The following is a 25,524-nucleotide window of genomic DNA, read 5'->3' as shown; positions in this document are numbered from 1 at the left end:
GCACATTGACAGGGTAAGCGGGGTCTTGTTCCGACCTGGGTCAACCGCCCGTCCGTCCAAGCGATTGTAGAAGGCTCATTTTTTTGGCCGATCCTAAAGACTGGTAGTCCGTTACCGATAGGTTTGTAAGACAAATTCTTTCGCATGGACGCGAGCCATCCTTCCGGACTCGACGTCATGTCACTACGTACGCTGAACATCGCGCCACGCGCACTCCTTGGTTTTTCCCTCATAGGCTTGCTGATGCTGGGCCTGGGTGTATTTTCACTGCTGCAGATGGGGCATATCCGTCAAGCGGGCGTGAACATCGAACAGATCAACATTCCCAGCATCAAGCTGCTCGACGAACTGACCGCCAACAACCAGCGCCTGCGCACCCTCTCCTACCGCCTGATGGTCGATCGCAACCTGCAGGACGAAACCTTGCGCCTCATGGACGAGCGTAACGCGCAGATCGACAAGGCCCGCGACGCTTATGCGCCGTTGATTCTCGAACCCGGCGAGCGCGCCGCCTTCGACGAACTCGGCCAAGTCCTGGCCCAGTACCGTCAACTGGAAATGCGCCTGCGCGCTTACAGCCAGGCCGATCAGCTCGAAGCGATGCGCGAACTGCTCAACCATGACCTGCTGAGCAACTCCGAGCAGATCAACAAGGCCATGGAAAAGCTCCTTCAGTTCAACGCCACCCAGACCCGCTCGGCCAACGCCGATGCCGCCCAGCAGTACGACCGTGCCTTCATGCTGGTCATCGCGTTGCTGGTGGTCGCCACCGTGCTGATGGTGCTGTTCGCCCTGCTGCTCACCCGCAGCATCGTCAAGCCGATCGACCAGGCCTTGGCGGCCGCCGAGTGGATCGCCAAAGGCGACCTGACCCACGCCATCGACACCGCCGGCACCGACGAGGCCGCGCGCCTGTTGCAGGCCATGGACCAGATGCAGGTGCAGTTGCGCGACACGCTGCAGCAGATCTCCGGCTCCGCTACCCAGCTCGCCTCGGCGGCCGAAGAGCTCAACAGCGTCACCGACGAGAGCGCCCGCGGACTGGCCCAGCAGAACAACGAGATCCAGCAGGCAGCAACTGCCGTGACCGAGATGACCAGCGCAGTGGAGGAAGTGGCCCGCAACGCCGTGAGCACTTCCGAGGCGTCGGGCGAAGCCAGCCGTTCGGCCGGTGACGGCCGCGACCTGGTGCTGGAGACCGTAAGCGCCATCGAGCGCATGAGCGGCGACGTGCAGAACACCGCCCGTCTGGTCGAAGACCTGGCCGGGCAATCACGCGATATCGGCAAGGTGCTGGACGTGATTCGCGGCCTGGCCGACCAGACCAACCTGCTGGCGCTCAACGCAGCGATCGAGGCCGCACGTGCCGGCGAGGCCGGACGTGGTTTTGCGGTGGTGGCCGATGAAGTGCGGGCACTGGCGCATCGCACGCAGCAATCGACCAGCGAAATCGAGCGGATGATCGGCAGCATTCAGGGCGGCACCGAACATGCAGTGGAGTCGATGCGCACCAGCACCGAACGCGCCGAATCGACCTTGAACATCGCCCGTGGCGCCGGCCTGGCGCTGGACACCATCGCCAGTGCGGTAGGCCAGATCAACGAGCGCAACCTGGTGATCGCCAGCGCCGCGGAGGAGCAGGCTCAAGTGGCCCGCGAGGTGGACCGCAACCTGGTGAACATCAACGATCTGTCGGTGCAGAGCGCCACCGGCGCCCACCAGACCACCATGGCCAGCGCCGAACTGTCACGCCTGGCCGTCGACCTCAACAGCATGGTTGCCCGTTTCCGCACCTGAGAGCAGCGGCAAGCTGCAAGCTTCAAGCTGCAAGAAGAAGCGGGCCGGTGTAGAGCCTGCTTTTTCTTGCAGCTTGCAGCTTGTCGCTTGTCGCTTGCCGCTTGCCGCTTGCCGCTTGCCGCTTGCCGCTTGCCGCTGCCGCGCTACGCGCGGCTAGTAATCGATGCGCACGTCGCCCTTGGGCACGCTGCAGCACGAGAGGATGTAGCCTTCGGCTTCGTCTTCCTCGGTGATGCCGCCGTTGTGCTCCATCTCCACTTCGCCGCCCAGCTTGAGCACCTTGCAGGTGCCGCAGATGCCCATGCCGCAGGCCTTGGGGATCATCAGGCCGACTTTTGCCGCGGCGGCGTGCACCGTTTCGCCCGGGGCGATGCGGATGCTCTTGTCGCTGCCGATGAACTCCACCAGGTTGAGGTCGGCGGCGTCCACTTCCGGGGCCTCGGCGGCGGCTTCGGCGTGCTCGACGGCATCGGCCTTGGCCTCCGGTGGCGTCGCACCGAACGATTCCTCGTGGTAGTTCTTCATGTCGAAGCCCACGGCTTCGAGCATGCGCTTGACCGCGCTCATGTACGGCGTCGGACCACAGCAGAAAATTTCCCGCTCCAGATAGTCCGGCGCGATCAGCTCCATCAGGCGCTGATTCAGGTAGCCGCGATAGCCCGCCCACGGCTCGCCCAGACCATGCTTCTCGCAGACGATGTGCAGGCTGAAGTTCGGCACGCGTGAGGCCATCTGCTCCAGCTCGCGGTGGAAGATGATGTCCTTGGGCGAACGGGCGCTGTGCACGAAGACCATGTCGACATTGGCGTTGGTGTCGTAGAACCAGCGCGCCATGGACATCACCGGGGTGATGCCGACACCGCCGGACAGGTAGAGCACCTTGGCCGCCGGGTAGTCGATGGCATTGAACAGACCGACCGGACCGTGCACCGGCAACTCGGCGCCTTCATGCATGGTGTCGTGGAGGAAGTTCGACACCAGCCCGCCCGGCACACGCTTGACGGTGATCGAGAAGCTGTACGGCACCGACGGCGAACTGGAGATGGTGTACGAACGCATCACCGGCTTGCCTTCGATCTCAAGCTCCAGGGTGACGAACTGGCCCGGCTTGAAGAAGAACATGATCGGCTGGTCGGCCATGAAGCAGAAGGTGCGCACGTCCCAGGTCTCCTGGATGACCTTGACGCAGCGCACGATATGGCGGCCGTTGGCCCAGGTCTGGGTGGTGACCGGATTGAGGAAGGTTTCGGACATGTTCATCTCCAGCAGCCGACTATCGGCTTTCTTATGGCTGCGATAATGCTCAAGCCCGATGTGTCGCACATTCCCATCCGCGACATCGGCGTGCTTATCGCGACCAGCCCCGAGACACAAGGGTTGGGGCGTCGGAATTCGATTCGGCCATGTCGCCCATGGATATGGCCCGGCCACGGCGCGAACGCACACTCCACCGCAAATAGAACGGCTGTTTTTCTGCTGATAGCCTTGCGGCAAACACAACAACGATTAGCCACCTTTCGCCGGCCGACAACGGCCTTGAGGATAAAACGATGGACGTCACCGCAACCCTGAGCCTGGGCGATCCACTGGAACCTGCACGCAAGGCCACCGCCGAGATGCTGCAGACCCGCGAGCGCACGTACTCGCTGCCGCAGCCTTTCTACTGCGACGAGCGCCTGTTCCAGATCGACATGCAGGAGATCTTCCACAAAGAGTGGTTGATCGCGGGGATGACCTGCGAGATTCCGGCGAAGGGCAACTATCTCACCCTGCAGATCGGCAAGAACCCGGTGATCGTGATCCGTGGCGCCGAGGGCAAGGTGCACGCCTTCCACAACGTCTGCCGCCACCGCGGTTCGCGCCTGTGCGTCAGCGACAAGGGCAAGGTGGCCAAGCTGGTCTGCCCGTACCACCAGTGGACCTACGAGCTCGACGGCCGCCTGCTGTTCGCCGGCACCGAGATGGGCGCCGACTTCGACATGAATCAGTACGGCCTCAAGCCGATCAACGTGAAGACGGCCGGCGGCTACATCTTCATCAGCCTGGCGGAGAACCCGCCGGCCATCGACGAGTTCCTGGCCACGCTGGACCACTACATGGAACCGTACGACATGGAGAACGCCAAGGTGGCGGTGCAAACCACCTTGATGGAAAAGGCCAACTGGAAGCTGGTGCTGGAAAACAACCGCGAGTGCTACCACTGCAACGGTTCGCACCCGGAACTGCTGAAGACCCTGCTGGAGTGGGACGACACCAACGACCCGCGCGCCAGCCAGGAATTCAAGGACCACGTGGCCGCCTCCGCCGCCGCCTGGGACGCCGAGAAGATCCCGTACCTGCACAAGAGCCACGGCCTGCGTAACCGCATCGTGCGCATGCCGCTGCTCAAGGGCACCGTGTCGATGACCATGGACGGCAAGCAGGCGTGCAAGAAGCTGATGGGCCGGATCAAGAACCCGGACCTGGGCTCGATGCGCATCCTGCACCTGCCGCACTCGTGGAACCACTGCATGGGCGACCACATGATCGTGTTCACCGTGTGGCCGATCAGCGCCCAGGAAACCATGGTCACCACCAAATGGCTGGTGCACAAGGACGCGGTCGAAGGCGTGGACTACGACCCTGAGCAAATGCGCAAGGTGTGGGACGCCACCAACGACCAGGACCGCCGCCTGGCCGAAGAGAACCAGCGCGGTATCAACTCCACCGCCTATCAGCCAGGCCCGTACTCGAAGACCTACGAGTTCGGCGTGGTCAACTTCATCGACTGGTACAGCGATCGCGTGCTGGCCAACCTGGGAGCGGAACCTGCGCCGTACCTGAAGGAAGTGAAGTCGCAGTAAGCCTGCGAGGTTGTTGAAAACGCCACGGCCGAGTGATCGGCCGTGGCGTTTTTGTGTGTTGTACAGAGGGTGCGAACAGGTTATCCACAGGTTTGAAAGCAGAAACCTGTGGATACTCGAAACCCATGTAGTCCGAATCGACTGATCATTATTTGATCAAACCCTTGGAAGCCTTTATTCACGTGGGCTACAGCCTTTATCGAACACCTTGTCCACAGGGACGCCAACAGAAACTGTGGGCATGACTCACAACGGTTCAAATGCGCTGTGGATAATGCTCGCTAAGCCCTGTATTTCGGGGGTTATGAGGTGATCGCGAGCAGATTGATCATTTTTTGACCTAATCTTTGAAAGCCGCGTCAACCGCGGCCTCCAGCGCTTGCCCAACATATTATCCACAGAGGGATGAACAGCGATTGTGGGAAAGTTGCGGACGGTCCGAGGTGAGTCAGGCTATTGAATGACGCGCAGACCTGTACATTTTTTGATCATCACCCTCCAGCCCTCGTCCGCTCTAGGCTTGAGCAACAAGCGAACACGTTATTCACAGGCTGGCGAACAGTTTCGGGGGACAGTTTGCAGGCGGTGGGACCTTAGCGCTGATTTCACGTCACGAGATGGCGCAAACCCACTAAATAGCCCGTGAGAGCGGCCCGAAGCCACAAAAAAGGGCCGCAAAGCGGCCCCAGAGTTATTCACAGGCAGAGGCGGCTCAGCGCAGCACACCCTCCTCCACCAACAGCTTGAGAATGGCTTCAGCGCCTTCCTGTGGAGAAACGTCCTTGAGCACCTTGCCGCCCCCGCCACTGGCCTTGGCCGTCGCCGCCTTCATACGGTCGGCACCGCTCTTGGCCTTGATCACTTTCAAGCGCTTGGGGCGTGGCCGCGCCGGTTGCAGGGCATCGCCGTCCAACACCTCGTCCTCGACCACCGCGACATCGCGCGCCGCCAGCACACCCCGGCGTGCCGGACCGAACGCGCTCTGCCGTGGCTTGGGCGCAGCGTTATCCACAGTGGCCAGCAACGGCAGGCGCACCTTCAGGCGACGCCGCTGACCGCGCGGCAAGGCTTGCAGCACCTGCGCGGTGCCATTCTCGATCGACTCCACCTCGGCCAGCCCCACCACCAGCGGCCAGCCCAGCTTCTCGGCCAGGAGAAACGGCAGCATGCCAGAGCCTTCGCCGGTTTCGGCCTGGCTGCCGGTCAGCACCAACTGGGCGCCGGCGTCGCGCAGATAGTCGCCGAGCACACCGAGCACGTCGGCGCCAGCGGGTTGCTCCAGCACGTCCAGGTGTTCCAGGCCCATGCCCAGGTAGCCGCGCAGCGCCTCCTCGACGGGGTTACCGGCATGCACCACCTGCAGGTCGTTGCCTGCCAGTTGCAGGCCGAGTTCGACGGCGCGCGAATCCTGCTCGGCGCGACGGGCGCGACCAGAGCTGGGGTGGGCACCGATGGAAACCAGGCTGATGACTTTCGTACTCATGTCGTGCCCTTATGCCGCGTCGCGCTGAGCGCCGCTGCGGAAGTTGTCCACAGCCTCGATCAGGGCCTTGAGAATCGCCGCGCTGTCGCCAATCACCGACAGGTCGGCCCGCTTGATCATGTCGCAGCCAGGGTCCATGTTGATGGCCACCACCTTGTCGCAGGCGCCGATGCCTTGCAGGTGCTGGATGGCCCCGGAGATGCCCACGGCCATGTATACCCGCGCCGTGACCCAGGTGCCGGTCGCCCCGACCTGACGGTTGCGCGGCATGAAGCCGTCGTCCACCGCCACCCGCGAGGCGCCTTCGGTGGCGCCCAGCGCCGCCGTGGCCTGGTGGAACAGCGCCCAGTCCTTGACCCCGTTGCCACCGGAGACGATGAACTCGGCCTCGGCCATGGCGATGGCCGCCGGATCCACGGCCACCGGCCCCAGGTCCTCGATGCGCGAAAGGCTACGGGCCACGCCTGTGGACAACGCCACCGGCAAGGCTTCGTGACGGGTTTCGCTGACCGGGTCGGCGCATTCGGCTGCGGCCAGGATCAGGCGCGGCAGGCCGCGTTGCAGGTCCTGCTGACCGGCCCCGGCGCGGCCGATGCACTGGCCGTCCTTGATCTGCCAGACCCGCGTGGCCGGACGTTCGCCCAGCGCGGCGCCCAGGCGTCGGCCCAACTCGCCGCCACCGGTGCGGCTATCAGGCAACAGCCAGTGGCGCGGCGCGAACTGGTTATCCACAGCACGCAGGCCTTGAACCAGCTGTTCGGGGGCGTAACCGCTGTAGGCGTCGCCTTCGATGACCAGCAAGCGGTCCACCCCGGCGTTGGCGAAGTTGCTTTCCTTGTGTTCACCGAACACCACGGCCAGCACCGCGCCGTCGTTGCCGGCCAGGCTGCGGGCCAAGCCAAGCAGGTCGCGGTCGTGACTGCCCAGGCGGCCACCGACCATGTCCGGTACCACGGTGATGTAGAAGGCAGGATCCGCCACTTGGTGCAGCGGCAACTGCACCTCGGCCGCTGCCGTGCGCCGTGCGCCACCGGCAGTGCCCTGCTGGGCGCCGCTGCGGTCGATACGCTTGAGACCGGCCGGGCCGACGAAGCCGGCTGCCAGTGCGTGAGGGTTCTTGCGCATGAGCCCGTTGGGGCCCATCCAGCTAGTCTGTTGCGTCTGCATCGCGGCGTGCAACGGATGCAGACGGTTACGGGCGATCCACTCGGCGCGTGGGTCGCGGCGGACGATGTCGCTCATCAGTGCACCTCCGCAGGTTCACGTTTGGCCGCAGCCGGTTTGCTGGTCGCTGCTGGCGCTTGTTCTTCGATCAACACGTCGGCGACCAGCTCGGCCAGGTCCTTGATCTGTGGGCGGGGCTCGACCACCCCTTCGAGCATGGCGGTGCACTGCGGACAACCCACCGCCACCAGCTCGGCCTCGGTTTCGCGGATATCGTCCATGCGCATGTCGGGAATCCGCTGCTTGCCGGGAATGTCGGTGATCGGCGCACCGCCGCCACCGCCGCAGCAGCGAGAACGGAAGCCCGAGCGCTGCATCTCGCGCACTTCGATACCGAGCGCCTTGAGCACTTCACGCGGGGCTTCGTACTCGCCGTTGTAGCGCCCCAGGTAGCACGGGTCGTGGTAGGTGACGCTGCCGCCCTTGTGCTGGCCAAGGTTCAGGCGTTTGGCAGCGATCAGTTCGGCGATGTAGGTGCTGTGGTGCTGCACCTGGTAATCGCCGCCCAAAGCGCCGTACTCGTTCTTGAGGACATGGAAGCTGTGCGGGTCGCAGGTGACGATGCGTTGGAACTGGTACTTGGCCAGGGTCTGGATGTTGCGCTTGGCCAACTGCTGGAAGGTCGCCTCGTCGCCCAGGCGACGCGCCACGTCCCCGCTGTCGCGCTCTTCCAGGCCGAGCACGGCGAAGTCCACGCCCGAGGCCTTGAGCACTTTGACGAAGGCGCGCAGGGTGCGCTGGTTGCGCATGTCGAAGGCGCCATCACCCACCCAGAACAGCACCTCGGTGGTCTTCACGTCCGAGAGCAACTTGAGGTTCAAGTCTGCCGCCCAGTTCATCCGACCGCCCGGATTGAAACCGCCGGGGTTGTCGGTGGCGATCAGGTTGTCGAGCACCTCGGCGCCCTTGTTCGGTGTCGCGCCCTTCTCCAGGGTGAGGTGACGGCGCATGTCGACGATGGCATCGACGTGCTCGATCATCATCGGGCATTCCTCGACGCAGGCCCGGCACGTGGTGCACGACCACAGCGTTTCGGCATCGACCAGGCCGTTGACGATTGGCTGGTGCGGATGGCCGCCGTGCTCGCCGATGGGTTTGCCGGGGTACGGGCTGCCGGCGAACTTGGCGTCGGTGCCACCGGCCAGGCCGATGACCATGTCCTGAATCAGTTTTTTCGGGTTCAGCGGCTGGCCAGCGGCGAAGGCCGGGCACATGGCCTCGCACTTGCCGCACTGCACGCAGGCGTCGAAGCCCAGCAGTTGGTTCCAGGTGAAGTCCACCGGTTTTTCCACGCCCAGCGGCGCGCTCGGGTCTTCCAGGTCCAGCGGCTTGAGGCCAGTGGAGCGCCCGCCGCCGAAACGTTCGGCGCGGCGGTGCCAGGCCAGGTGCAGGGCACCGGCGAAGGCGTGCTTCATCGGCCCGCCCCAGGTCATGCCGAAGAACAGCTCCGACACGCCCCACAGCACACCCAGGCCGAGAATGCCGACCATCACCCAGCCGCCGGTGTTGGCCGGCAGGATACCCGCCACCGGCAGGGTGGCGATGAAGAAGTTCGCGGCGAACACCAGCAGGCTCTTGGGCAGACGCATCCACGGGCCTTTGGACAGGCGCGAAGGGGGGTTCAGGCGACGCTTGAAGACGAAGATGGCGCCGCTGAACATGATCACCGTGGCCACCAGCAGGGCGTAGCCGAGGATCTTGCTCTGCAGGCCGAAGCCGTGCACCAGGATCGCCAGCAGCGCCGACAGCACGAAACCACCGGCGGTGGCGACGTGGGTCTTGGACATGTACTTGTCGCGCTCGACCACGTGGTGCAGGTCCACCAGGTAGCGGCGCGGCATGGCCAGCAGGCCGCCGATCAGATCGACCTTCGCAGGCCGACCACGACGCCACATGCTCACACGACGCACGGCGCCGAGCACGGCCAGGCCGAGCGCGGCGAACAGCAGGATGGGTAGAAGGGTGTTCAACATGGGAAGCCCCCACAACAGCTGGATTCTTGCATCACCTCAAGGGTGACGCGGACCCCTGTGGGAGCGGCCTCGTGTCGCGAAAGGGCTGCCCAGCAGCCCCAGGAGGCTCAGCGGTGCTGTCCAGATCCTGGGGTCGCTTGGCGACCCTTTCGCGACACAAGGCCGCTCCCACAGGGGGGCCAATCCCGCCCACGTGGGGCGGTATTCATGCCAGTGCGATCAGAAGTCCTTGCACAGGCGCAAGGCATCGTAGATCGCCGCGTGCACGTTGCGCTGGGCCACGCAGTCGCCGATGCGGTACAGCAGGTAACCTTCGCCCGGCTGGCTGAGGATTGGCTGCGGCTGGATCGCGAACAGGGCTTCGATGTCGATCTGGCCTTTGTTGCGCGAACCGTCCTTGAGGCCGTAGTACAGCTCCTCGTCGGGACGCACGCCGTTCTCGATCACCACCTGGTCGACCACCCGCTCTTCCTTGGCCCCGGTGTATTCGTTCTCCAGCACCGCCACCAGCTTGTCGCCTTCGCGGTAGACCTTCTCCAGCATCATGTCCCCGGTCATGATCACTTCCTTGGGGTACATGCTGCGGTAGTAAGTCGGGAAGGTGGTGCCGCCCATGGCCACACCCGGCTTGATGTCGTCGGTGACGATCTCGACCTGGCTGCCTTTGTCGGCGATGAAGTCAGCCACCGACATGCCGGTGAATTCGCAGATGGTGTCGTACACCAGCACGTTCTTGCCCGGCGCGACCTTGCCGTCGAGCACGTCCCAACTGCTCACCACCAGCCCTTCGGCAGCGCCCCAATGGTCGTTCTGCTCGACGAACGGATGACCGCCCACCGCCAGCACGATGATGTCCGGACGCAGGTCCTGGATGGTCGGGATATCCGCCGCAGTGCCCAGGCGCAGGTCCACCTTCAGGCGGGCGAACTCCAGTTGATACCAGCGGGTGATACCGGCGATCTGGTCACGCTGCGGCGCCTTGGCGGCGATGGTGATCTGCCCGCCGATCTGCTCGCGCTTCTCGAATACGGTCACGTCGTGGCCACGTTCGGCAGCGACGCGCGCGGCTTCCATGCCGGCAGGGCCGGCACCGACCACCACCACCTTGCGCTTGGGCCCGGTGGACTTCTCGATGATGTGCGGCACCCCCATGTACTCACGGGAGGTCGCGGCGTTCTGGATGCACAGCACATCCAGACCTTGGTACTGACGGTCGATGCAGTAGTTGGCGCCGACGCACTGCTTGATCTGGTCGATCTGACCCATCTTGATCTTGGCGATCAGGTGCGGGTCGGCCATGTGGGCACGGGTCATGCCGACCATGTCCACGTAGCCGCCTTCGAGAATGCGCGTGGCCTGGTTCGGGTCCTTGATGTTCTGTGCGTGCAGCACCGGTACCTTGACCACTTCCTTGATGCCAGCGGCCAGGTGCAGGAACGGCTCTGGCGGGTAGCTCATGTTCGGGATGACGTTGGCCAGGGTGTTGTGGGTGTCGCACCCCGAGCCCACCACGCCGATGAAGTCGAGCATGCCGGTGGCATCGTAGTACGCCGCGATCTGCTTCATGTCCTCGTGGCTGAGGCCATCGGGGTGGAACTCGTCACCGCAGATACGCATGCCCACGCAGAAGTCGTCGCCGACCTCGGCGCGCACCGCCTTGAGCACTTCCAGGCCGAACTTCATGCGGCCTTCGAAGCTGCCGCCCCACTCGTCGGTCCGCTTGTTGACGCGCGGGCTCCAGAACTGGTCGATCATGTGCTGGTGCACCGCCGACAGCTCGACGCCGTCCAGGCCACCTTCCTTGGCCCGGCGCGCGGCCTGGGCGTAGTTGCCGATCACGCGCCAGATCTCTTCCACCTCGATGGTCTTGCAGGTGGCGCGGTGTACCGGTTCACGGATGCCGGACGGCGACATCAGGGTCGGCCAGTTGAAGCCGTCCCAACGCGAGCGACGACCCATGTGGGTAATCTGGATCATGATCTTGGCGCCATGCTTGTGCATGGCGTCGGCCAGGTTCTGGAAGTGCGGGATGATGCGGTCGGTGGACAGGTTGACCGACGCCCACCACTGCTGCGGGCTGTCGATGGCCACCACCGAGGAACCGCCGCAGATGGCCAGGCCGATGCCGCCCTTGGCCTTCTCTTCGTAGTACTTCACATAGCGGTCGGTGGTCATGCCGCCGTCGGTCGCGTAGACCTCGGCGTGCGCGGTGCTGAGCACGCGGTTGCGGATGGTCAGCTTGCCGATCTGGATCGGCTGGAACATTGCTTCGAATGCCATGACGCTCTCTCCGGCTTACAACGGCTTCGTAATGAACAGGCCATCTTCGTGGCCTTCTTCCGATCCGCCGTAGACCTGTTCGGCCACGGTGCGGATCTTGCTGCCGCGGGCAGCGAGAATCTGGTCCATGGCACCGGCGAACCAGCCGGTGAACATGTAGTCGACCTTGCGGCCGCACTTGCCATAGACGTACACGAACGCGGAGTGCTTGAGCTTGACGCTGCAGGTGCCCTTGTCCAGGTCGATGTCCTGGATCTCGAACAGGCCCCAGCCACGCTGGCTCAGGCGCTTCATGTAGTGCTCGAATACCGCGACGCCTTCCAGGCCGTGGCACTCGGCTTCTTTCTCGCACCAGTGCCAGGCCGATTTGTAGCCGGCCTTGTAGAGGATTTCAGCGTAGGCGTCGGCGCCCAGCACTTCCTCGATGCCCATGTGGTTGTTGACGAAGAAGTGGCGCGGCACGTACAGCATCGGCAGGGCGTCGCTGGTCCAGACACCGGTCTCGCTGTCGACTTCGATGGGCAATTGCGGGGCGATCTTGGCCATGGAAACTTAACTCCAGAATTTTTTGTGTTGGATGCCCCAGCGTTATTGGCCGGGGCTTGCAGGCTTGGAGAGCGGCTTATTCGCCCCAGACATCTTTCAGGATGTTCACCCAGTTCTCGCCCATGATCTTGCGCACCACGCGCTCGGAATGGCCGCGTTTGAGCAGGGTCTCGGTGAGGTTGGGGAACTCGCCGACGGTGCGGATCCCCAGCGGGTTGATGATCTTGCCGAAGTTGGTCAGGCGACGGGCGTAGCCCTTGTCGTGGGTCAGGTACTCGAAGAAGTCCTGGCCGTGGCCCTGGGTGAAGTCGGTACCGATACCGATGGCGTCTTCACCAACGATGTTCATGGTGTATTCGATGGCTTCGGCGTAGTCGTCGATGGTCGAGTCGATGCCCTTGGCCAGGAACGGCGCGAACATGGTCACGCCGACGAAGCCGCCGTGGTCGGCGATGAACTTCAGTTCCTCGTCGGACTTGTTGCGCGGGTGCTCCTTGAGGCCCGACGGCAGGCAGTGCGAGTAGCACACCGGCTTCTTCGATTCGAGGATGACTTCTTCGGAGGTCTTGGAGCCGACGTGCGACAGGTCGCACATGATGCCCACGCGGTTCATCTCGGCGACGATCTCGCGGCCGAAGCCCGACAGCCCGCCGTCACGCTCGTAGCAGCCGGTGCCCACCAGGTTCTGGGTGTTGTAGCACATCTGCACGATGCCCACGCCCAGTTGCTTGAAGATCTCGACGTAGGCGATCTGGTCTTCGAAGGCGTGGGCGTTCTGGAAGCCGAAGAGGATGCCGGTCTTGCCCAGCTCCTTGGCCTTGCGGATGTCGGCGGTGGTACGCACCGGCATCACCAGGTCGCCGTTCTCGCGGATCAGCTTCTGGCTGGCGGCAATCTGGTCGACGGTCGCCTTGAAGCCTTCCCAGACCGACACGGTGCAGTTGGCCGCGGTCAGGCCGCCTTTGCGCATGTCCTCGAACAGCTCGCGGTTCCACTTGGCGATGATCAGGCCATCGATGACGATGCTGTCGGCGTGTAATTCGGCTGGGCTCATCAGGCTGTCCCCTTTTATCGTGAGGCTTGTAATGGGTCGCGCCGAACCAGGTGCCGGCGGTTTGGGGCCAGCATATGCCTGCGGCCTGTGTCGCCTCGGTGCAAAAACGACAGGGGGTTTGCCGAAAGCGTCAAGGCGGCGAACGGCACGCTCTGGCCTGCCGTTGGTCGATGAGAGCGAGTCTCGACAAGGGCTGTCGATGAACATTTTTCGCACCCCCTATCACCCAGCCCGAGGCTGAGCGAGAATCCCTGACGATTCGTCAGTCTGTTCAGGAGAAAACGGATGAAATCAAAGGCATGGCTGGTCCTGCTGTGCGTGGCGCTGGGCGCGCAGGCCGCCGAGGAAGACAGCACGCCCTGCGACAGCGTCGAGAACGACCAGCAGGCCTATGCGTGCGCGACCTATAACAAGCAGACGGCCGAGCGCGAGCTGAAGTCGGCCTACGACGACCTGCTGCAGCGCATCCGCGATCAGTACGCCGACGAGAACGACAAGGCCAGCGCGCTCACGGCGCGCATGGACGCGGCGCAGAAGCTCTGGGCACAACTGCGTGACGCCGACTGCAAGGTCGAGACCTACGCCGAGAAGCCCGGCAGCAAGGCCTTCGAGGCCGCCTGGAACACCTGCTTGGCACAGCGCAGCGACGAGCGCTCGGAGTACCTGCAGTCCATCGGGCAGCAGTGAATGTCCAGCCTGAACCCGGCCCTACCCCGGTTCAGGCCAAGGCGGACACCGCCCGCGCCAGGCGGTCCTGCCGTGGGCACTGGGCGAAGCGTGCTCTGTAGCAACGGGTGAAGTACGACGCCGACTCGAAGCCGCACGCCACCGCCACCTGCAGCACGCCCATGTCGGTCTGGCGCAGCAGTTGCCGGGCCTTGTCCAGGCGCAGGCCTAGGTAAAAACCGCGTGGCGTGTCGTCCAGGTGCACGCGGAACAGCCGCTCCAACTGGCGCCGAGTGACCTGAATCGTCTCGGCCAGCGCCAGGGTGTCCAGCGGCTGCTCGGTATTGCGCTCCATCTCGCCGATCACCTTCACCAGCTTGCGGTTGCGAATGCCGTAGCGCGTGGCGATTTCCATGCGCTGGTGGTCCTGGCGTGGGCGGATGCGCCCGAGCACGAACTGCTCCGACACCTGGATCGCCAGTTCGCTGCCGTGGGCCTGGGCGATCAGATCGAGCATCAAGTCGATGGACGCAGTGCCACCTGCGCAGGTGATGCGCCGACGGTCGATCTCGAACAATTCCTGGGTGGCCTGCAGGCGCGGATAGCGCTCCTTGAACGCCTCCAGCGCCTCCCAGTGCAAGGTGGCGCGGTAACCGTCGAGCAGACCAGCTTCGGCCAGCACCACCGCGCCGGTGTCGATGCCACCGAGGATGCCGCCCTCGTGCTCGACCCGCCGCAGCGCCTGCTGCAATGCCGGCCCGTGGCAAGCCAGCGGCTCGAAACCGGCCACCACCAACAGCATCGCGCCACGCTCGCTGTCGGCCAGCGCCAGGTCGGCATTGACCGACATGCCATTGCTGGCCTGCACCGGCCCGCCGTCCAGGCTCAGCACCCGCCAGCGATACAGCGCACCGCGAAAGCGGTTGGCCACCCGCAATGGCTCCAGCGCACTGATGAAGCCCAGCGCGGAAAACCCTGGCAAGAGCAGAAACTGGATGGTGTCCGGCATCGCTGACTCCTGGGAGATGGATGGTCGCTGCAGTGCAACTCTTGGTCGCCAGCGTGCGATTGCCCACTGTGCCATGGGCGTAACGTTTTTCCCACGGCCCGCAGAGGCCGGATCCCATAACAATACGCACTGCCGATGGAGAGCCACCATGCATCGCTTGATCCGCCGCAGCCTGTTGTCCTTCGCCCTGAGCAGCACCCTGGTCACCCCGCTTTTCGCTGCAGAACCCGCGGTCTGCAAGAACGTGCGCCTGGGCGTGGTCAACTGGACCGATGTCATCGCCACCAGCGCCATGGCCCAAGTGCTGCTCGACGGCCTGGGCTACCAGACTGCCCAGACCAGCGCCTCGCAACAGATCATCTTCGCGGGCATTCGCGACAAGCGCCTGGACATGTTCCTGGGGTACTGGAACCCGATCATGACCCAGACCATCACCCCGTTCATCGAGGCGGGCCAGCTCAAGGTGCTGGAAAAGCCCAGCCTGGAAGATGCCCGCGCCACCCTCGCAGTGCCCAAGTACCTGGCCGACCAGGGCCTGAAGACCTTCGCCGACATCCACACCTTCGAGAAGGCGCTCAAAGGCAAGATCTACGGCATCGAACCCGGCTCCGGCGCCAACACCCAGATCAAGGCGATGATCGCCAAGAACCAGTTCGGCCTGGGCAAGTTCCAGCTGGTGGAGTCCAGCGAAGCCGGCATGCTCGCCGCCGTGGACCGCGCGGTGCGGCGCAAGGAGGCCGTGGTGTTCTTCGGCTGGAAGCCGCACCCGATGAACGTCAACCTCGACATGGTCTACCTGGGCGACAGCCAGGACGCACTCGGCCCGGACGAGGGCCGCGCCACGGTATGGACCGTCACCGCCCCCGACTACGCCCAGCGCTGCCCGAACGCCAGCCGCCTGCTGGCCAACCTGACCTTCAGTGCCGAGGACGAGAGCCGCATGATGCAGCCGCTGCTCGATCATAAAGACCCGCTGGTGTCGGCGCGCCAGTGGCTCAAGGACCACCCCCAGGACAAGGCCCGCTGGCTCGAAGGCGTGACCACCTTCGATGGCCAGCCCGCGGCAGAGCACCTCAAGCTCAGCGCCAACTGAACCGCGTGGGGCGCCGCGCGCCCCGCCCTGCAATGCGCTCGCGACACCTTCACCTCGAATCCCAGCACATCGAACCCAAGGCCCCGCCATGAACCATGACGTCATCATCACCTGCGCCCTGACCGGTGCCGGCGACACCGCCGCCAAGAGCCACCTGGTCCCTGTCACCCCCAAGCAGATCGCCGCCGCGGCCGTGGAGGCGGCCAAGGCCGGTGCCACCGTGGTCCACTGCCACGTGCGCGACCCACAAACAGGTCGTTTCAGCCGCGATGTCGCGCTGTACCGCGAGGTCATGGAGCGCATCCGCGAGGCCGACGTGGATGTGATCGTCAACCTCACCGCCGGCATGGGTGGCGACCTGGAAATCGGCCCCGACGAGAACCCCATGGCGTTCGGCACCGGCACCGACCTGATCGGCCCGCTGGAACGCCTGGCCCATGTCGAGGCGCTGTTGCCGGAAATCTGCACCCTGGACTGCGGCACCCTCAACTTCGGCGACGGTAATTCGATCTACGTATCGACGCCGGCCCAGCTGCGCGCAGGTGCCAAGCGCATCACCGAGCTGGGGGTGAAAGCCGAACTCGAGATCTTCGACACCGGCCACCTGTGGTTCGCCAAGCAGATGATCAAGGAAGGCTTGCTGCACGATCCCCTCTTTCAACTGTGCCTGGGCATCCCCTGGGGCGCCCCGGCCGACACCACCACCATGAAGGCCATGGTCGACAACCTGCCAGCCGACGTCACCTGGGCCGGCTTCGGCATCGGTCGCATGCAGATGCCCATGGCCGCGCAAGCGGTGCTGCTCGGCGGCAACGTGCGGGTGGGCCTGGAAGACAACCTCTACCTCGACCGCGGCGTGCTGGCCAGCAACGGGCAGCTAGTCGAGCGCGCGGTGGAGATCATCTCGCGCCTCGGCGCGCGCGTGCTTACCCCGGCCGAAGGCCGCGAAAAAATGAACCTCAAGCGCCGCTGAGCCTTGTTCCAGGAGTTGCAGCACATGCCTTACATCACCGAGATCAAGACCTTCGCCGCGCTCGGCAGCGGCGTCATCGGCAGCGGCTGGGTCGCCCGTGCGCTGGCCCACGGGCTGGACGTCATCGCCTGGGACCCGGCACCCGGCGCCGAGCAGGCCCTGCGCAAGCGCATCGCCAATGCCTGGCCCGCCCTGGAGAAACAGGGCCTGGCCCCTGGCGCCAGTCAGGACCGTCTGCGCGTCGTGGCCAGCGTGGAAGACTGCGTGCGCGACGCTGACTTCATCCAGGAAAGCGCGCCCGAGCGCCTGGAACTGAAGCTCGAGCTGCACGCACGCATCAGCGCCGCCGCCAAGCCTGAGGCGATCATCGCCTCCAGCACCTCGGGCTTGCTGCCCAGCGACTTCTACGCCACCGCCACCTTCCCGGAACGCTGCCTGGTCGGCCATCCGTTCAACCCGGTGTACCTGCTGCCGCTGGTGGAGATCGTCGGCGGCAGGCACACCGACGCCAGCGCCATCGACGCTGCCAGGACGGTGTACAGTGCACTGGGCATGCGCCCCCTGCACGTGCGTAAGGAAGTGCCCGGCTTCATCGCCGACCGGCTGCTCGAAGCGCTGTGGCGCGAGGCCCTGCACCTGGTCAACGACGGCGTGGCCAGCACCGGCGAGATCGACGATGCGATCCGCTTTGGCGCCGGACTGCGCTGGTCGTTCATGGGCACCTTCCTCACCTACACCCTGGCCGGGGGCGATGCAGGCATGCGTCACTTCATGGCGCAGTTCGGCCCGGCGCTCAAGCTACCCTGGACGTACCTGCCCGCCCCGGAGCTCACCGAGCGGTTGATCGACGATGTGGTCGAAGGCACCACCGAGCAACTGGGCGAGCACAGCATCGCTGCGCTGGAGCGCTACCGCGACGACACCCTGCTCGCGGTGCTGGACGCGGTGAAGCAGAGCAAGACCGCCCACGGCATGGCCTTCGGCGACTGAGGAGAAATCGATGACGGTACTGCTCACCTACCGCACCACGGTCCAGCCGGACTGGGTGGACTACAACGGGCACCTGCGCGACGCCTACTACCTGCTGATCTTCAGCTACGCCACCGATGCGCTGATGGCGCGCATCGGTCTGGATGCCGACAGTCGCGGGCAGAGCGGGCACTCGCTGTTCACCTTGGAGGCGCACATCAATTACCTGCACGAGGTGAAGCTCGGCACCGAGGTGTGGGTGCAGACGCAGATCATCGGCTTCGACCGCAAGCGCCTGCATCTCTACCACAGCCTGCACAGCGCCGACTTCGACGGCGCGCTGGCGGCCAGTGAGCAGATGCTGCTGCATGTGGACTTGGCGGGGCCGAAGTCGGCGCCGTTCGCTGAGCACAGCGTGGCGTCGCTGCAACGGCTGGTGGCTGAGCAGGTCGACCTGCCGCCGATGGACTATGTCGGGCGCGTGATGGGCCTGCCGAGCCCGCCGTGAGCCGCGCTGGCGCGCGCAAAAAAAGCCCCGGAAGCCGTGAGCATCCGGGGCAGAGAGCGAGCAACATCCACTGTGCCAGAGTGAGGGTGACCAAACCCTCGGTGCCGTGAATGAGTCCAGTGTGCTGACTTCCACGGGGATGGATTTAGCCGGAAACGACCTGTTCTTAGTCATGGCAGCCATCGCCACGCGCTGTGCTTGCGGGCCTGTCGTGGTGGTCACAGAATCGGTCATCACTGACCGCAGACAAGGACCTTCACTATGATGCATGCCGATTTGATCGATCAGGACGACTTGCTGGGCCACCTGCGCGCGCGCGGGTTCGAGATTCCTGCCGGCGCCAGCGCCGAGCAAGCCTGCGAAGCGGCGGTGCGTGGGCTGACCGAGCCCAACGCACGCGCGCTCAAGGGGATGGTGGAGCAGATGTACACCGGCAGCGCGACGATCCTGCCGGCCGTGCGCCAGGCCATCGACAAGCAGTTACTGCCGGCGCTGGCGCAGTTCAGTCAGCGCGGCTAGCCACACGCTCGGCGCAGGCCTTATCGACGCGGCACGTCACCGGCGATAAGGCCTGCGCCCGCTCAGAGCCTCACACTGGCGAAGGTCGACTCGTTGCGCGCCTGGCTCAGCGCCGCCATCGGGCCGCTATGCGGCGACAGCGCCATGGCCTGCGGAATCGGCATCATCGCCACCTGCTGCGCGGTGTTGGAACCGACGCGTTCGTCACGCGGCGGAATGCCGAAGTATTCGCGGTAGCACTTGGAGAAGTGCGGCGTGGAGACGAAGCCGCACACCGACGCCACTTCGATGATCGACATCGGCGTCTGCTTGAGCAGTTGCCGCGCCCGGATCAGTCGCAGCTTCAGGTAGTAGCGCGACGGCGAGCAGTGCAGGTACTTCTGGAACAGGCGCTCGAGCTGACGACGCGACACGTTGACGTATACCGCCAGTTCGTCCAGGTCGATCGGCTCCTCGAGGTTGGCCTCCATCAGCGCGACGATTTCCTGAAGCTTCGGCTGGTTGGTGCCGAGCATGTGCTTGAGCGGCACGCGCTGGTGATCCTGCTCGTTGCGAATGCGCTCGTAGACGAACATTTCGGAGATAGCTGCCGACAGCTCACGGCCGTGGTCGCGGCTGATCAGGTGCAGCATCATGTCCAGCGGCGCGGTGCCGCCGGAGCTGGTGAAGCGGTTGCGGTCGAGGGTGAACAGGCGCGTGCTCATGTTGACCCGCGGGAAGGCTTCCTGCATCGCGGCCAGACATTCCCAGTGCACGCTGCAGTCGAAGCCATCGAGCAGACCGGCACAGGCCAGCGCCCAACTGCCGGTGCAGACCGCGCCCAGACGGCGCGACTGGCGGGCCTGGGCCTGCAGCCAGGTCACGTGTTCACGGGTGACTGCGCGCTGGATGCCAACGCCGCCACAGACGATCACCGTGTCGATGGGCGGCGCGCTGTGCATCGCCGCATCGGGGGTGATCTGCAGACCGTCGCTGGCCCAGACCTGTCCGCCATCCACGGTCAGGGTGTGCCAGCGATACAGCTCGCGTCCGGACAGTTGGTTGGCCATGCGCAGCGGCTCGACCGCCGACGCCAGGGAAATGAGGGTGAAGTTGTCCAGAAGGAGAAACCCGATGGACTGTGGAGCTGTGCGGTTCTGGGTTGGCCCGGAGGTGTACGACGTCATCGCGATTTCTCCTCACACAAATGCAGGGTGTGCCTCAGGCGGGCACCGTTTTCTTGTTATTGCCCCCTATCCTTGTGCGGGGGCTATACCCAACTCCACGCAAACGCCGTGCCTGAAATTGAACGGCTATCCAAAAAAACCTAAAAACGACGTTACCGTGCGTCTTGTAGGGCCTTTCTGTAGGACTTGGTCATAGAACGCAAAGCAGCGCGCCAGCGCCTCTGCGTGTAACGGCTGAGCAATTCAGTAGCACTTGTGGGAAGGTTGCTCAGAAGCGACATCCATGAGTGTCACCGACAATGACACGCTCGATAGCGACAGCCGACGGTCGGTCGGCGTTGGCCACTGCACAACGATGCAGCACAGCGGCCAGAAAAGGGCCAGATCGGCGCATCAGCATTCGATGGCGTTGACGGCCAGACCGCCGCGCGAGGTTTCCTTGTACTTGTCGTGCATGTCGGCGCCGGTATCGCGCATGGTGCGGATCACGTGATCGAGGGAGATGAAGTGCTCGCCGTCACCGCGCAGGGCCATCTGCACGGCGTTGATGGCTTTCACCGCCGCGATGGCGTTGCGCTCGATGCAGGGCACCTGGACCAGACCGCCGACCGGGTCGCAGGTCAGCCCGAGGTTGTGCTCCAGGGCGATCTCGGCGGCGTTCTCCAATTGCGCCGGGGTGGCGCCGAGCACGTCGGCAAGCCCGGCGGCGGCCATGGCGCACGCCGAACCGACCTCGCCCTGGCAGCCCACCTCGGCGCCGGAGATCGAGGCGTTCTTCTTGCACAAGATGCCCACCGCCGCCGCCCCCAGGAAGAAGTCCACCACGTTGGACTCGTCCACCGCGTCGGAGAAGCGCATGTAGTAGTGCAGCACCGCCGGAATGATGCCTGCCGCACCGTTGGTCGGCGCGGTGACCATCCGCCCACCGGCGGCATTTTCTTCATTGACCGCCAGGGCGAACAGGTTGACCCACTCCATGGCGCTCATGGTCGAGCCGATCACGTTGGGCTTGCCGATCTCTTGCAGACTGCGGTGCAGCTTGGCCGCACGGCGCCGCACGTTGAGCCCACCGGGCAGCGTGCCTTCGTACTTCAGGCCGTTGTTCACGCATTCCTGCATGGCTTGCCACAGCTTGAGCAGACCGGCGCGAATCTCCGCCTCGCTGCGCCAGACCTTTTCGTTCTCCATCATTAATTGCGACACGCGCATGTCGTTTTGCTTGCACAGCCGGAGCAGCTCGGCGGCGCTGTTGAAATCGTAGGGCAGCACGGTCTGGTCGGCATCCAGCACGCCACTGGCGGCCTGCTGCGCATCGACCACGAAGCCGCCGCCGACCGAGTAGTAGGTGTCGCGGTGCAGCTCACCGGCGGTGCCCTCGGCGACCAGGGTCATGGCGTTGGGGTGATACGGCAGGTTCTCGTCGAGCAGCAGCACGTCGCGGGCCCAGACGAAGTCGATGGGCAGGCGGTTGTCCAGCAGCAGCGTGCCGGTTTCGCGCAGGTCGGCGATACGCGGGGTGATCTGGGTCGGGTCGATGGAGTCGGGCCATTCGCCCATCAGCCCCATGATCGTGGCGTTGTCGGTGCCATGGCCGATACCGGTGGCCGACAGCGAGCCGTACAGGCGCACCTCGACGCGTCTCACCTGCTCCAGTTCGCCGCGCTCACGCAGCCCCTGGACGAACAGCGCGGCGGCGCGCATGGGGCCGACGGTATGCGAGCTGGAAGGCCCGACACCGATCTTGAACAGGTCGAACACGCTGATGGCCATTGTCGAATCACCTCTTGATGGGCTTGTTCCTGCGCGCCAGGTGGCGGCGCAGCCAGCTGCTAGGCTGAGGGTGGCGGGTGCCGCGAATGCACGCATGATCGGGGTTTTAACCCAGCCTTCGCCGTCTGCAACCGACCTGATTTTGTCCGGCAGCGCCCTGTAGGGATGGCCACTGTCTGGCCGCTTTCAGGCGAGCCAATGACGCAATTGCACGGCCTCGGGGAGGGAAAAATCCGTAAACGACATTGCCCGTACTGGATGCGACCTGTCCTGCACTGGTTACGACTCCACCAGTAGGCGATTGCCGAACGCTGGTGGATTATCGAAAGCGACTCGTATTGCACGGCCTCGCAACCTGCCCTCTGCAGGCCCGGACGATCAGCCCCCGAGAAAGGACTGGCGTACTGCGCGAACCCGAAGAAAAAATCACAGGAGTCCACCCATGAACGCTTCGCCCTCGCTGTTACTGGCCGCGTTGCTCGCAGCCCCGGTGCTGGCCCAGGCCGCCGAACCCGAGCAATGTCAGACGGTTCGCTTTTCCGACGTCGGCTGGACCGACATCACCGTGACCACCGCCACCACCAGCGCCGTCCTCGAGGCGCTGGGCTACAAGACCCACACCACCATGATCTCGGTACCGGTGACCTACAAGTCGCTGGCCAACGGCAGAGACCTGGACGTGTTTCTCGGCAACTGGATGCCGACCATGGAAAACGACATCAAGGCGTACCGCGACGCCGGTACCGTCGAGACCGTGCGCGCCAACCTGGAGAACGCCAAGTACACCCTGGCCGTGCCGCAGTACCTGTACGACAAGGGCCTGAAGGATTTCAGCGACATCGCCAAGTTCAAGCAGGAACTGGGCGGCAAGATCTATGGCATCGAGCCGGGTAACGATGGCAACCGCACCATCCAGAAGATGATCGACGACAACGCCTTCGGCCTGAAGGACGCCGGTTTCAAGATCGTCCAGTCCAGCGAAGCGGGCATGCTCAGCCAGGTCGACAAGGACCAGCGCAAGAACGAGGCCATCGTCTTCCTCGGCTGGGAACCCCACCCGATGAATACCCGCTTCAAGATGCAGTACCTGACCGGCGGCGATGCCTACTTCGGTCCCGACTTCGGCAAGGCCACCGTCTACACCAACACCCGCAAGGGCTACACCGAGCAGTGCAGCAACGTCGGCCAGTTGCTGAAGAACCTGGTGTTCGATCTCAAGGACGAAAGCACCATGATGGGCTATGTCCTGGACGACAAGATGAAACCCGACGCCGCCGCCAAGCGCTTCATCAAGGACAACCCTGGCAAGCTGGATGCCTGGCTCGCGGGCGTGACTACCGTGGATGGCAAACCGGGCCTGGAGGCGGCCAAGGCCAAGCTCACGCAATAACAATGAAATACGCAGTAGCAGTAATGGTCGCCAACGGCCATTAGGCACTACCTCGGGACGCCACCGTGACGTCCCGGACTGATTTCAATCTTTGCAGGTGGAAGCTCGCTATCATGCTTATCGATCAGAAAATACCTTTGGGGCAGTACATGGCCTCATTCGTCGAGTGGTTGACCCAACATGGTGCCAACTACTTCGATGCCATCGCCCAAGGGCTGGAGTTCATGATCCACGGCGTCACCAGTACGCTGACCTGGTTCAATCCACTCGTGCTCATCGCCATTTTCGCCGCCCTGGCGCACCTGATTCAGCGCAAAGTGGCGCTGACCGTGTTCGTCGCGGTGTCGTTCCTGCTGATCCTCAACCTGGGCTACTGGCAGGAAACCATGGAGACCCTCGCCCAGGTCAGTTTCGCCACGGTGGTCTGCGTGGCCATCGGAGTACCGCTGGGCATCGTCGCCGCGCACAAGCCGATGTTCTACACCGCCATGCGTCCGGTGCTGGACCTGATGCAGACCGTCCCCACCTTCGTCTACCTGATCCCGACCCTGACCCTGTTCGGCCTGGGCGTGGTGCCCGGCCTGATCTCCACCGTGGTCTTCGCCATCGCCGCGCCGATTCGCCTGACCTACCTGGGCATCTGCGACGTACCGCAGGAACTGATGGACGCCGGCAAGGCCTTTGGCTGCTCGCGCCGCCAGTTGCTCACGCGCATCGAACTGCCCCACGCCATGCCCAGCATCGCCGCCGGGGTCACCCAGTGCATCATGCTGTCGCTGTCGATGGTGGTGATCGCCGCGCTGGTCGGCGCCGACGGCCTGGGCAAGCCTGTGGTCAACGCACTCAACACCGCCGACATCTCGCTCGGCTTCGAAGCGGGCCTGGCGATCGTGCTGTTGGCGATCATGCTCGACCGTATCTGCAAGCAACCGGAACAGCCGGCAAGGAGTGAAGCATGAGCATCATTCGCTTCGAAGATGTCGATGTCATCTTCTCCACCAAGCCGCGCGAAGCGCTGGCGCTGCTCGACGAAGGCAAGACCCGCGAGCAGATCCTCAAGCAGACCGGCCTGGTGGTCGGCGTGGAAAAAGCCAACCTGGACATCCAGAAGGGCGAGATCTGCGTGCTGATGGGCCTGTCCGGTTCGGGCAAGTCGAGCCTGCTGCGCTGCATCAACGGCCTGAACACCGTCAGCCGCGGCAAGCTGTTCGTCGAGCACGAAGGCAAGCACATCGACATTGCCCACTGCACCCCGGCGGAACTGAAGATGATGCGCACCAAGCGCATCGCCATGGTGTTCCAGAAGTTCGCCCTGATGCCCTGGCTGACGGTGCGCGAGAACATCAGCTTCGGCCTGGAAATGCAGGGCCGCCCCGAGAAGGAGCGGCGCAAGCTGGTGGATGAGAAACTCGAGCTGGTGGGCCTGACCCAGTGGCGCAACAAGAAACCTGACGAACTGTCCGGCGGCATGCAGCAGCGCGTGGGCCTGGCCCGGGCACTGGCGATGGATGCCGACATCCTGCTGATGGACGAACCTTTCTCGGCGCTCGACCCGCTGATCCGCCAAGGTCTGCAGGATGAACTGCTGGAGTTGCAGCGCAAGCTGAGCAAGACCATCGTCTTCGTCAGCCACGACCTGGACGAGGCGCTGAAACTGGGCAGCCGTATCGCGATCATGAAGGACGGTCGGATCATCCAGTACAGCAAGCCCGAAGAGATCGTGCTCAACCCGGCCGACGAGTACGTGCGCACCTTCGTCGCCCACACCAACCCACTCAACGTGCTGTGCGGCCGCAGCCTGATGCGCAGCGTCAACGACTGCAAGCGGATCAACGGTTCGGTGTGCCTGGACCCCAGCGGCGATTCGTGGCTGGACCTGGGCGAAGGCGGTTCGCTGCAACGTGCACGTCAGGGGCAGAACGGGCTGGACTTGCAGAACTGGGCACCGGGTCAGGACGTGGAAAGCCTCGGTCGCAGGCCGACCCTGGTGCATGCCGACATCGGCATGCGCGAGGCGCTGCAGATCCGCTATCACACCGGCAACAAGCTGGTGTTGCAGGAGAACGACAAGGTGGTCGGCATCCTCGGCGACACCGAGCTGTACCACGCGTTGCTGGGCAAGAACCACGGTTGAAGCCATCGCGGGGGCGCCCCCCCCCCCCCCCCCCCCCGGGGGGGGGGGGGGCCCCCCCCGCGCGCCCCCCCCCCCCCCCCCCCACAAAAAACTCCCCACAATCAACCCCCCCACCAATTATTCCAAT

Annotated in this window: 21 protein-coding genes and 1 pseudogene; 12 read left to right on the top strand and 10 right to left on the bottom strand. The window is 64.3% G+C overall.

Going from position 1 to position 25,524, the window contains the following annotated elements; all coding sequences use genetic code 11:
- Positions 1 to 144: 144 nt before the first annotated feature.
- Positions 145 to 942 (top strand): annotated as a pseudogene (locus Q6A47_RS23165) (MCP four helix bundle domain-containing protein); the annotation flags it as partial.
- A complete protein-coding gene (locus tag Q6A47_RS23160; protein WP_369811576.1) occupies positions 925 to 1,797 on the top strand; it encodes a methyl-accepting chemotaxis protein in 873 nt (290 codons plus the stop codon). The pseudogene Q6A47_RS23165 and the gene Q6A47_RS23160, both read left to right, overlap by 18 nt.
- Before the next feature lie 153 nt (positions 1,798 to 1,950).
- Here the strand turns inward: Q6A47_RS23160 and gbcB are convergent, their stop codons facing one another.
- Entirely contained in the window at positions 1,951 to 3,051 is a 1,101-nt protein-coding gene (gene gbcB / locus Q6A47_RS20945; RefSeq protein WP_029614881.1) for a glycine betaine monooxygenase reductase subunit, read from the bottom strand.
- A gap of 296 nt (positions 3,052 to 3,347) precedes the next feature.
- Here gbcB and gbca point away from each other — a divergent pair, with 296 nt between their 5' ends.
- A complete protein-coding gene (gbca, locus tag Q6A47_RS20940; protein ID WP_029614882.1) occupies positions 3,348 to 4,640 on the top strand; it encodes a glycine betaine monooxygenase oxygenase subunit in 1,293 nt (430 codons plus the stop codon).
- 712 nt (positions 4,641 to 5,352) lie between these two features.
- Here gbca and etfB read toward each other — a convergent pair.
- The 6 genes from etfB to Q6A47_RS20910 all read right to left on the bottom strand — a co-directional run bounded on the left by etfB (position 5,353) and on the right by Q6A47_RS20910 (position 13,200).
- Positions 5,353 to 6,123, bottom strand: a complete 771-nt coding sequence (etfB, locus tag Q6A47_RS20935; protein ID WP_304485261.1) for an electron transfer flavoprotein subunit beta — start codon at positions 6,121 to 6,123, stop codon at positions 5,353 to 5,355.
- A gap of 9 nt (positions 6,124 to 6,132) precedes the next feature.
- Entirely contained in the window at positions 6,133 to 7,365 is a 1,233-nt protein-coding gene (etfA, locus tag Q6A47_RS20930; protein ID WP_039581307.1) for an electron transfer flavoprotein subunit alpha, read from the bottom strand.
- On the bottom strand, positions 7,365 to 9,320 hold the full coding sequence (gene dgcB / locus Q6A47_RS20925) for a dimethylglycine demethylation protein DgcB (protein WP_304485260.1): 1,956 nt from the start codon (positions 9,318 to 9,320) through the stop codon (positions 7,365 to 7,367). Before dgcB ends, etfA begins: the two co-directional genes overlap by 1 nt.
- A 219-nt stretch (positions 9,321 to 9,539) precedes the next feature.
- Positions 9,540 to 11,600, bottom strand: a complete 2,061-nt coding sequence (gene dgcA / locus Q6A47_RS20920; RefSeq protein ID WP_039581311.1) for a dimethylglycine demethylation protein DgcA — start codon at positions 11,598 to 11,600, stop codon at positions 9,540 to 9,542.
- A gap of 15 nt (positions 11,601 to 11,615) precedes the next feature.
- Entirely contained in the window at positions 11,616 to 12,146 is a 531-nt protein-coding gene (locus Q6A47_RS20915) for a DUF5943 domain-containing protein (protein WP_021782648.1), read from the bottom strand.
- A 76-nt stretch (positions 12,147 to 12,222) separates the two neighbouring features.
- Positions 12,223 to 13,200 carry a dipeptidase gene (locus Q6A47_RS20910; protein ID WP_039581315.1) on the bottom strand — a complete coding sequence of 326 codons (978 nt, stop codon included), beginning with the start codon at positions 13,198 to 13,200 and terminating at the stop codon, positions 12,223 to 12,225.
- A 285-nt stretch (positions 13,201 to 13,485) separates the two neighbouring features.
- Between Q6A47_RS20910 and Q6A47_RS20905 the strand changes: the two genes are divergently transcribed.
- Positions 13,486 to 13,887, top strand: coding sequence for a lysozyme inhibitor LprI family protein (locus Q6A47_RS20905; protein WP_039581316.1), 402 nt, complete (start codon positions 13,486 to 13,488; stop codon positions 13,885 to 13,887).
- A 31-nt stretch (positions 13,888 to 13,918) separates the two neighbouring features.
- Here the strand turns inward: Q6A47_RS20905 and Q6A47_RS20900 are convergent, their stop codons facing one another.
- The gene (locus Q6A47_RS20900; protein WP_039581318.1) at positions 13,919 to 14,875 is read right to left on the bottom strand and encodes a GlxA family transcriptional regulator; all 957 of its coding nucleotides are present in this window, start codon (positions 14,873 to 14,875) and stop codon (positions 13,919 to 13,921) included.
- 148 nt (positions 14,876 to 15,023) lie between these two features.
- On the opposite strand from Q6A47_RS20900, the gene choX reads away from it, so the two are divergent.
- From choX to Q6A47_RS20875, 5 genes are all read left to right on the top strand, one after another.
- Positions 15,024 to 15,968 (top strand): choline ABC transporter substrate-binding protein, encoded by a 945-nt coding sequence (gene choX, locus Q6A47_RS20895; RefSeq protein WP_116889641.1) that lies wholly within the window; start codon positions 15,024 to 15,026, stop codon positions 15,966 to 15,968.
- An 88-nt stretch (positions 15,969 to 16,056) separates the two neighbouring features.
- Positions 16,057 to 16,941 carry a 3-dehydrocarnitine:acetyl-CoA trimethylamine transferase CdhC gene (gene cdhC, locus Q6A47_RS20890; RefSeq protein WP_029615124.1) on the top strand — a complete coding sequence of 295 codons (885 nt, stop codon included), beginning with the start codon at positions 16,057 to 16,059 and terminating at the stop codon, positions 16,939 to 16,941.
- A gap of 24 nt (positions 16,942 to 16,965) precedes the next feature.
- Positions 16,966 to 17,931 (top strand): L-carnitine dehydrogenase, encoded by a 966-nt coding sequence (locus Q6A47_RS20885; RefSeq protein WP_304485259.1) that lies wholly within the window; start codon positions 16,966 to 16,968, stop codon positions 17,929 to 17,931.
- A gap of 10 nt (positions 17,932 to 17,941) precedes the next feature.
- Entirely contained in the window at positions 17,942 to 18,418 is a 477-nt protein-coding gene (locus tag Q6A47_RS20880; protein ID WP_304485258.1) for a thioesterase family protein, read from the top strand.
- A gap of 261 nt (positions 18,419 to 18,679) precedes the next feature.
- On the top strand, positions 18,680 to 18,937 hold the full coding sequence (locus tag Q6A47_RS20875; RefSeq protein WP_029615122.1) for a hypothetical protein: 258 nt from the start codon (positions 18,680 to 18,682) through the stop codon (positions 18,935 to 18,937).
- 62 nt (positions 18,938 to 18,999) lie between these two features.
- Here Q6A47_RS20875 and gbdR read toward each other — a convergent pair whose 3' ends face one another.
- Both gbdR and Q6A47_RS20865 read right to left on the bottom strand, forming a co-directional pair.
- On the bottom strand, positions 19,000 to 20,103 hold the full coding sequence (gene gbdR, locus Q6A47_RS20870) for a choline metabolism transcriptional regulator GbdR (RefSeq protein WP_029615121.1): 1,104 nt from the start codon (positions 20,101 to 20,103) through the stop codon (positions 19,000 to 19,002).
- Positions 20,104 to 20,496: 393 nt separating this feature from the next.
- The gene (locus tag Q6A47_RS20865) at positions 20,497 to 21,873 is read right to left on the bottom strand and encodes an L-serine ammonia-lyase (protein WP_304485257.1); all 1,377 of its coding nucleotides are present in this window, start codon (positions 21,871 to 21,873) and stop codon (positions 20,497 to 20,499) included.
- 442 nt (positions 21,874 to 22,315) lie between these two features.
- Here Q6A47_RS20865 and Q6A47_RS20860 point away from each other — a divergent pair, with 442 nt between their 5' ends.
- The 3 genes from Q6A47_RS20860 (at position 22,316) to choV (ending at position 25,397) form a co-directional block, all read left to right on the top strand.
- Positions 22,316 to 23,263 (top strand): choline ABC transporter substrate-binding protein, encoded by a 948-nt coding sequence (locus Q6A47_RS20860; RefSeq protein WP_039581338.1) that lies wholly within the window; start codon positions 22,316 to 22,318, stop codon positions 23,261 to 23,263.
- 110 nt (positions 23,264 to 23,373) lie between these two features.
- Positions 23,374 to 24,222, top strand: a complete 849-nt coding sequence (choW, locus tag Q6A47_RS20855; RefSeq protein WP_209435542.1) for a choline ABC transporter permease subunit — start codon at positions 23,374 to 23,376, stop codon at positions 24,220 to 24,222.
- Complete coding sequence (gene choV / locus Q6A47_RS20850) at positions 24,219 to 25,397, top strand: choline ABC transporter ATP-binding protein (RefSeq protein ID WP_029612905.1); 1,179 nt, start codon at positions 24,219 to 24,221, stop codon at positions 25,395 to 25,397. The genes choW and choV overlap by 4 nt, the downstream gene beginning before the upstream one ends.
- The last annotated feature ends 127 nt before the right edge of the window (positions 25,398 to 25,524 follow it).

Source organism: Pseudomonas boreofloridensis (genome assembly GCF_030580795.1).
Taxonomy (GTDB): Bacteria; Pseudomonadota; Gammaproteobacteria; order Pseudomonadales; family Pseudomonadaceae; genus Aquipseudomonas; species Aquipseudomonas boreofloridensis.
Note: the sequence above shows the minus strand (reverse complement) of the source record. Positions and strands in the feature narration are given on the sequence as shown.

Excerpts from the sequence above, each read along its gene's own strand:
- Q6A47_RS20865 (WP_304485257.1), bottom strand. The coding sequence starts at position 21,873 with ATGGCCATCAGCGTGTTCGACCTGTTCAAGATCGGTGTCGGGCCTTCC.
- dgcB (WP_304485260.1), bottom strand. The coding sequence starts at position 9,320 with ATGTTGAACACCCTTCTACCCATCCTGCTGTTCGCCGCGCTCGGCCTG.
- choX (WP_116889641.1), top strand. The coding sequence starts at position 15,024 with ATGCATCGCTTGATCCGCCGCAGCCTGTTGTCCTTCGCCCTGAGCAGC.
- choV (WP_029612905.1), top strand. The coding sequence starts at position 24,219 with ATGAGCATCATTCGCTTCGAAGATGTCGATGTCATCTTCTCCACCAAG.
- cdhC (WP_029615124.1), top strand. The coding sequence starts at position 16,057 with ATGAACCATGACGTCATCATCACCTGCGCCCTGACCGGTGCCGGCGAC.
- gbcB (WP_029614881.1), bottom strand. The coding sequence starts at position 3,051 with ATGTCCGAAACCTTCCTCAATCCGGTCACCACCCAGACCTGGGCCAAC.
- Q6A47_RS20910 (WP_039581315.1), bottom strand. The coding sequence starts at position 13,200 with ATGAGCCCAGCCGAATTACACGCCGACAGCATCGTCATCGATGGCCTG.
- Q6A47_RS20875 (WP_029615122.1), top strand. The coding sequence starts at position 18,680 with ATGATGCATGCCGATTTGATCGATCAGGACGACTTGCTGGGCCACCTG.
- Q6A47_RS20915 (WP_021782648.1), bottom strand. The coding sequence starts at position 12,146 with ATGGCCAAGATCGCCCCGCAATTGCCCATCGAAGTCGACAGCGAGACC.
- gbca (WP_029614882.1), top strand. The coding sequence starts at position 3,348 with ATGGACGTCACCGCAACCCTGAGCCTGGGCGATCCACTGGAACCTGCA.
- Q6A47_RS20900 (WP_039581318.1), bottom strand. The coding sequence starts at position 14,875 with ATGCCGGACACCATCCAGTTTCTGCTCTTGCCAGGGTTTTCCGCGCTG.
- Q6A47_RS20885 (WP_304485259.1), top strand. The coding sequence starts at position 16,966 with ATGCCTTACATCACCGAGATCAAGACCTTCGCCGCGCTCGGCAGCGGC.
- Q6A47_RS20860 (WP_039581338.1), top strand. The coding sequence starts at position 22,316 with ATGAACGCTTCGCCCTCGCTGTTACTGGCCGCGTTGCTCGCAGCCCCG.
- Q6A47_RS23160 (WP_369811576.1), top strand. The coding sequence starts at position 925 with ATGGACCAGATGCAGGTGCAGTTGCGCGACACGCTGCAGCAGATCTCC.
- etfA (WP_039581307.1), bottom strand. The coding sequence starts at position 7,365 with ATGAGCGACATCGTCCGCCGCGACCCACGCGCCGAGTGGATCGCCCGT.
- Q6A47_RS20880 (WP_304485258.1), top strand. The coding sequence starts at position 17,942 with ATGACGGTACTGCTCACCTACCGCACCACGGTCCAGCCGGACTGGGTG.
- etfB (WP_304485261.1), bottom strand. The coding sequence starts at position 6,123 with ATGAGTACGAAAGTCATCAGCCTGGTTTCCATCGGTGCCCACCCCAGC.
- Q6A47_RS20905 (WP_039581316.1), top strand. The coding sequence starts at position 13,486 with ATGAAATCAAAGGCATGGCTGGTCCTGCTGTGCGTGGCGCTGGGCGCG.
- gbdR (WP_029615121.1), bottom strand. The coding sequence starts at position 20,103 with ATGACGTCGTACACCTCCGGGCCAACCCAGAACCGCACAGCTCCACAG.
- dgcA (WP_039581311.1), bottom strand. The coding sequence starts at position 11,600 with ATGGCATTCGAAGCAATGTTCCAGCCGATCCAGATCGGCAAGCTGACC.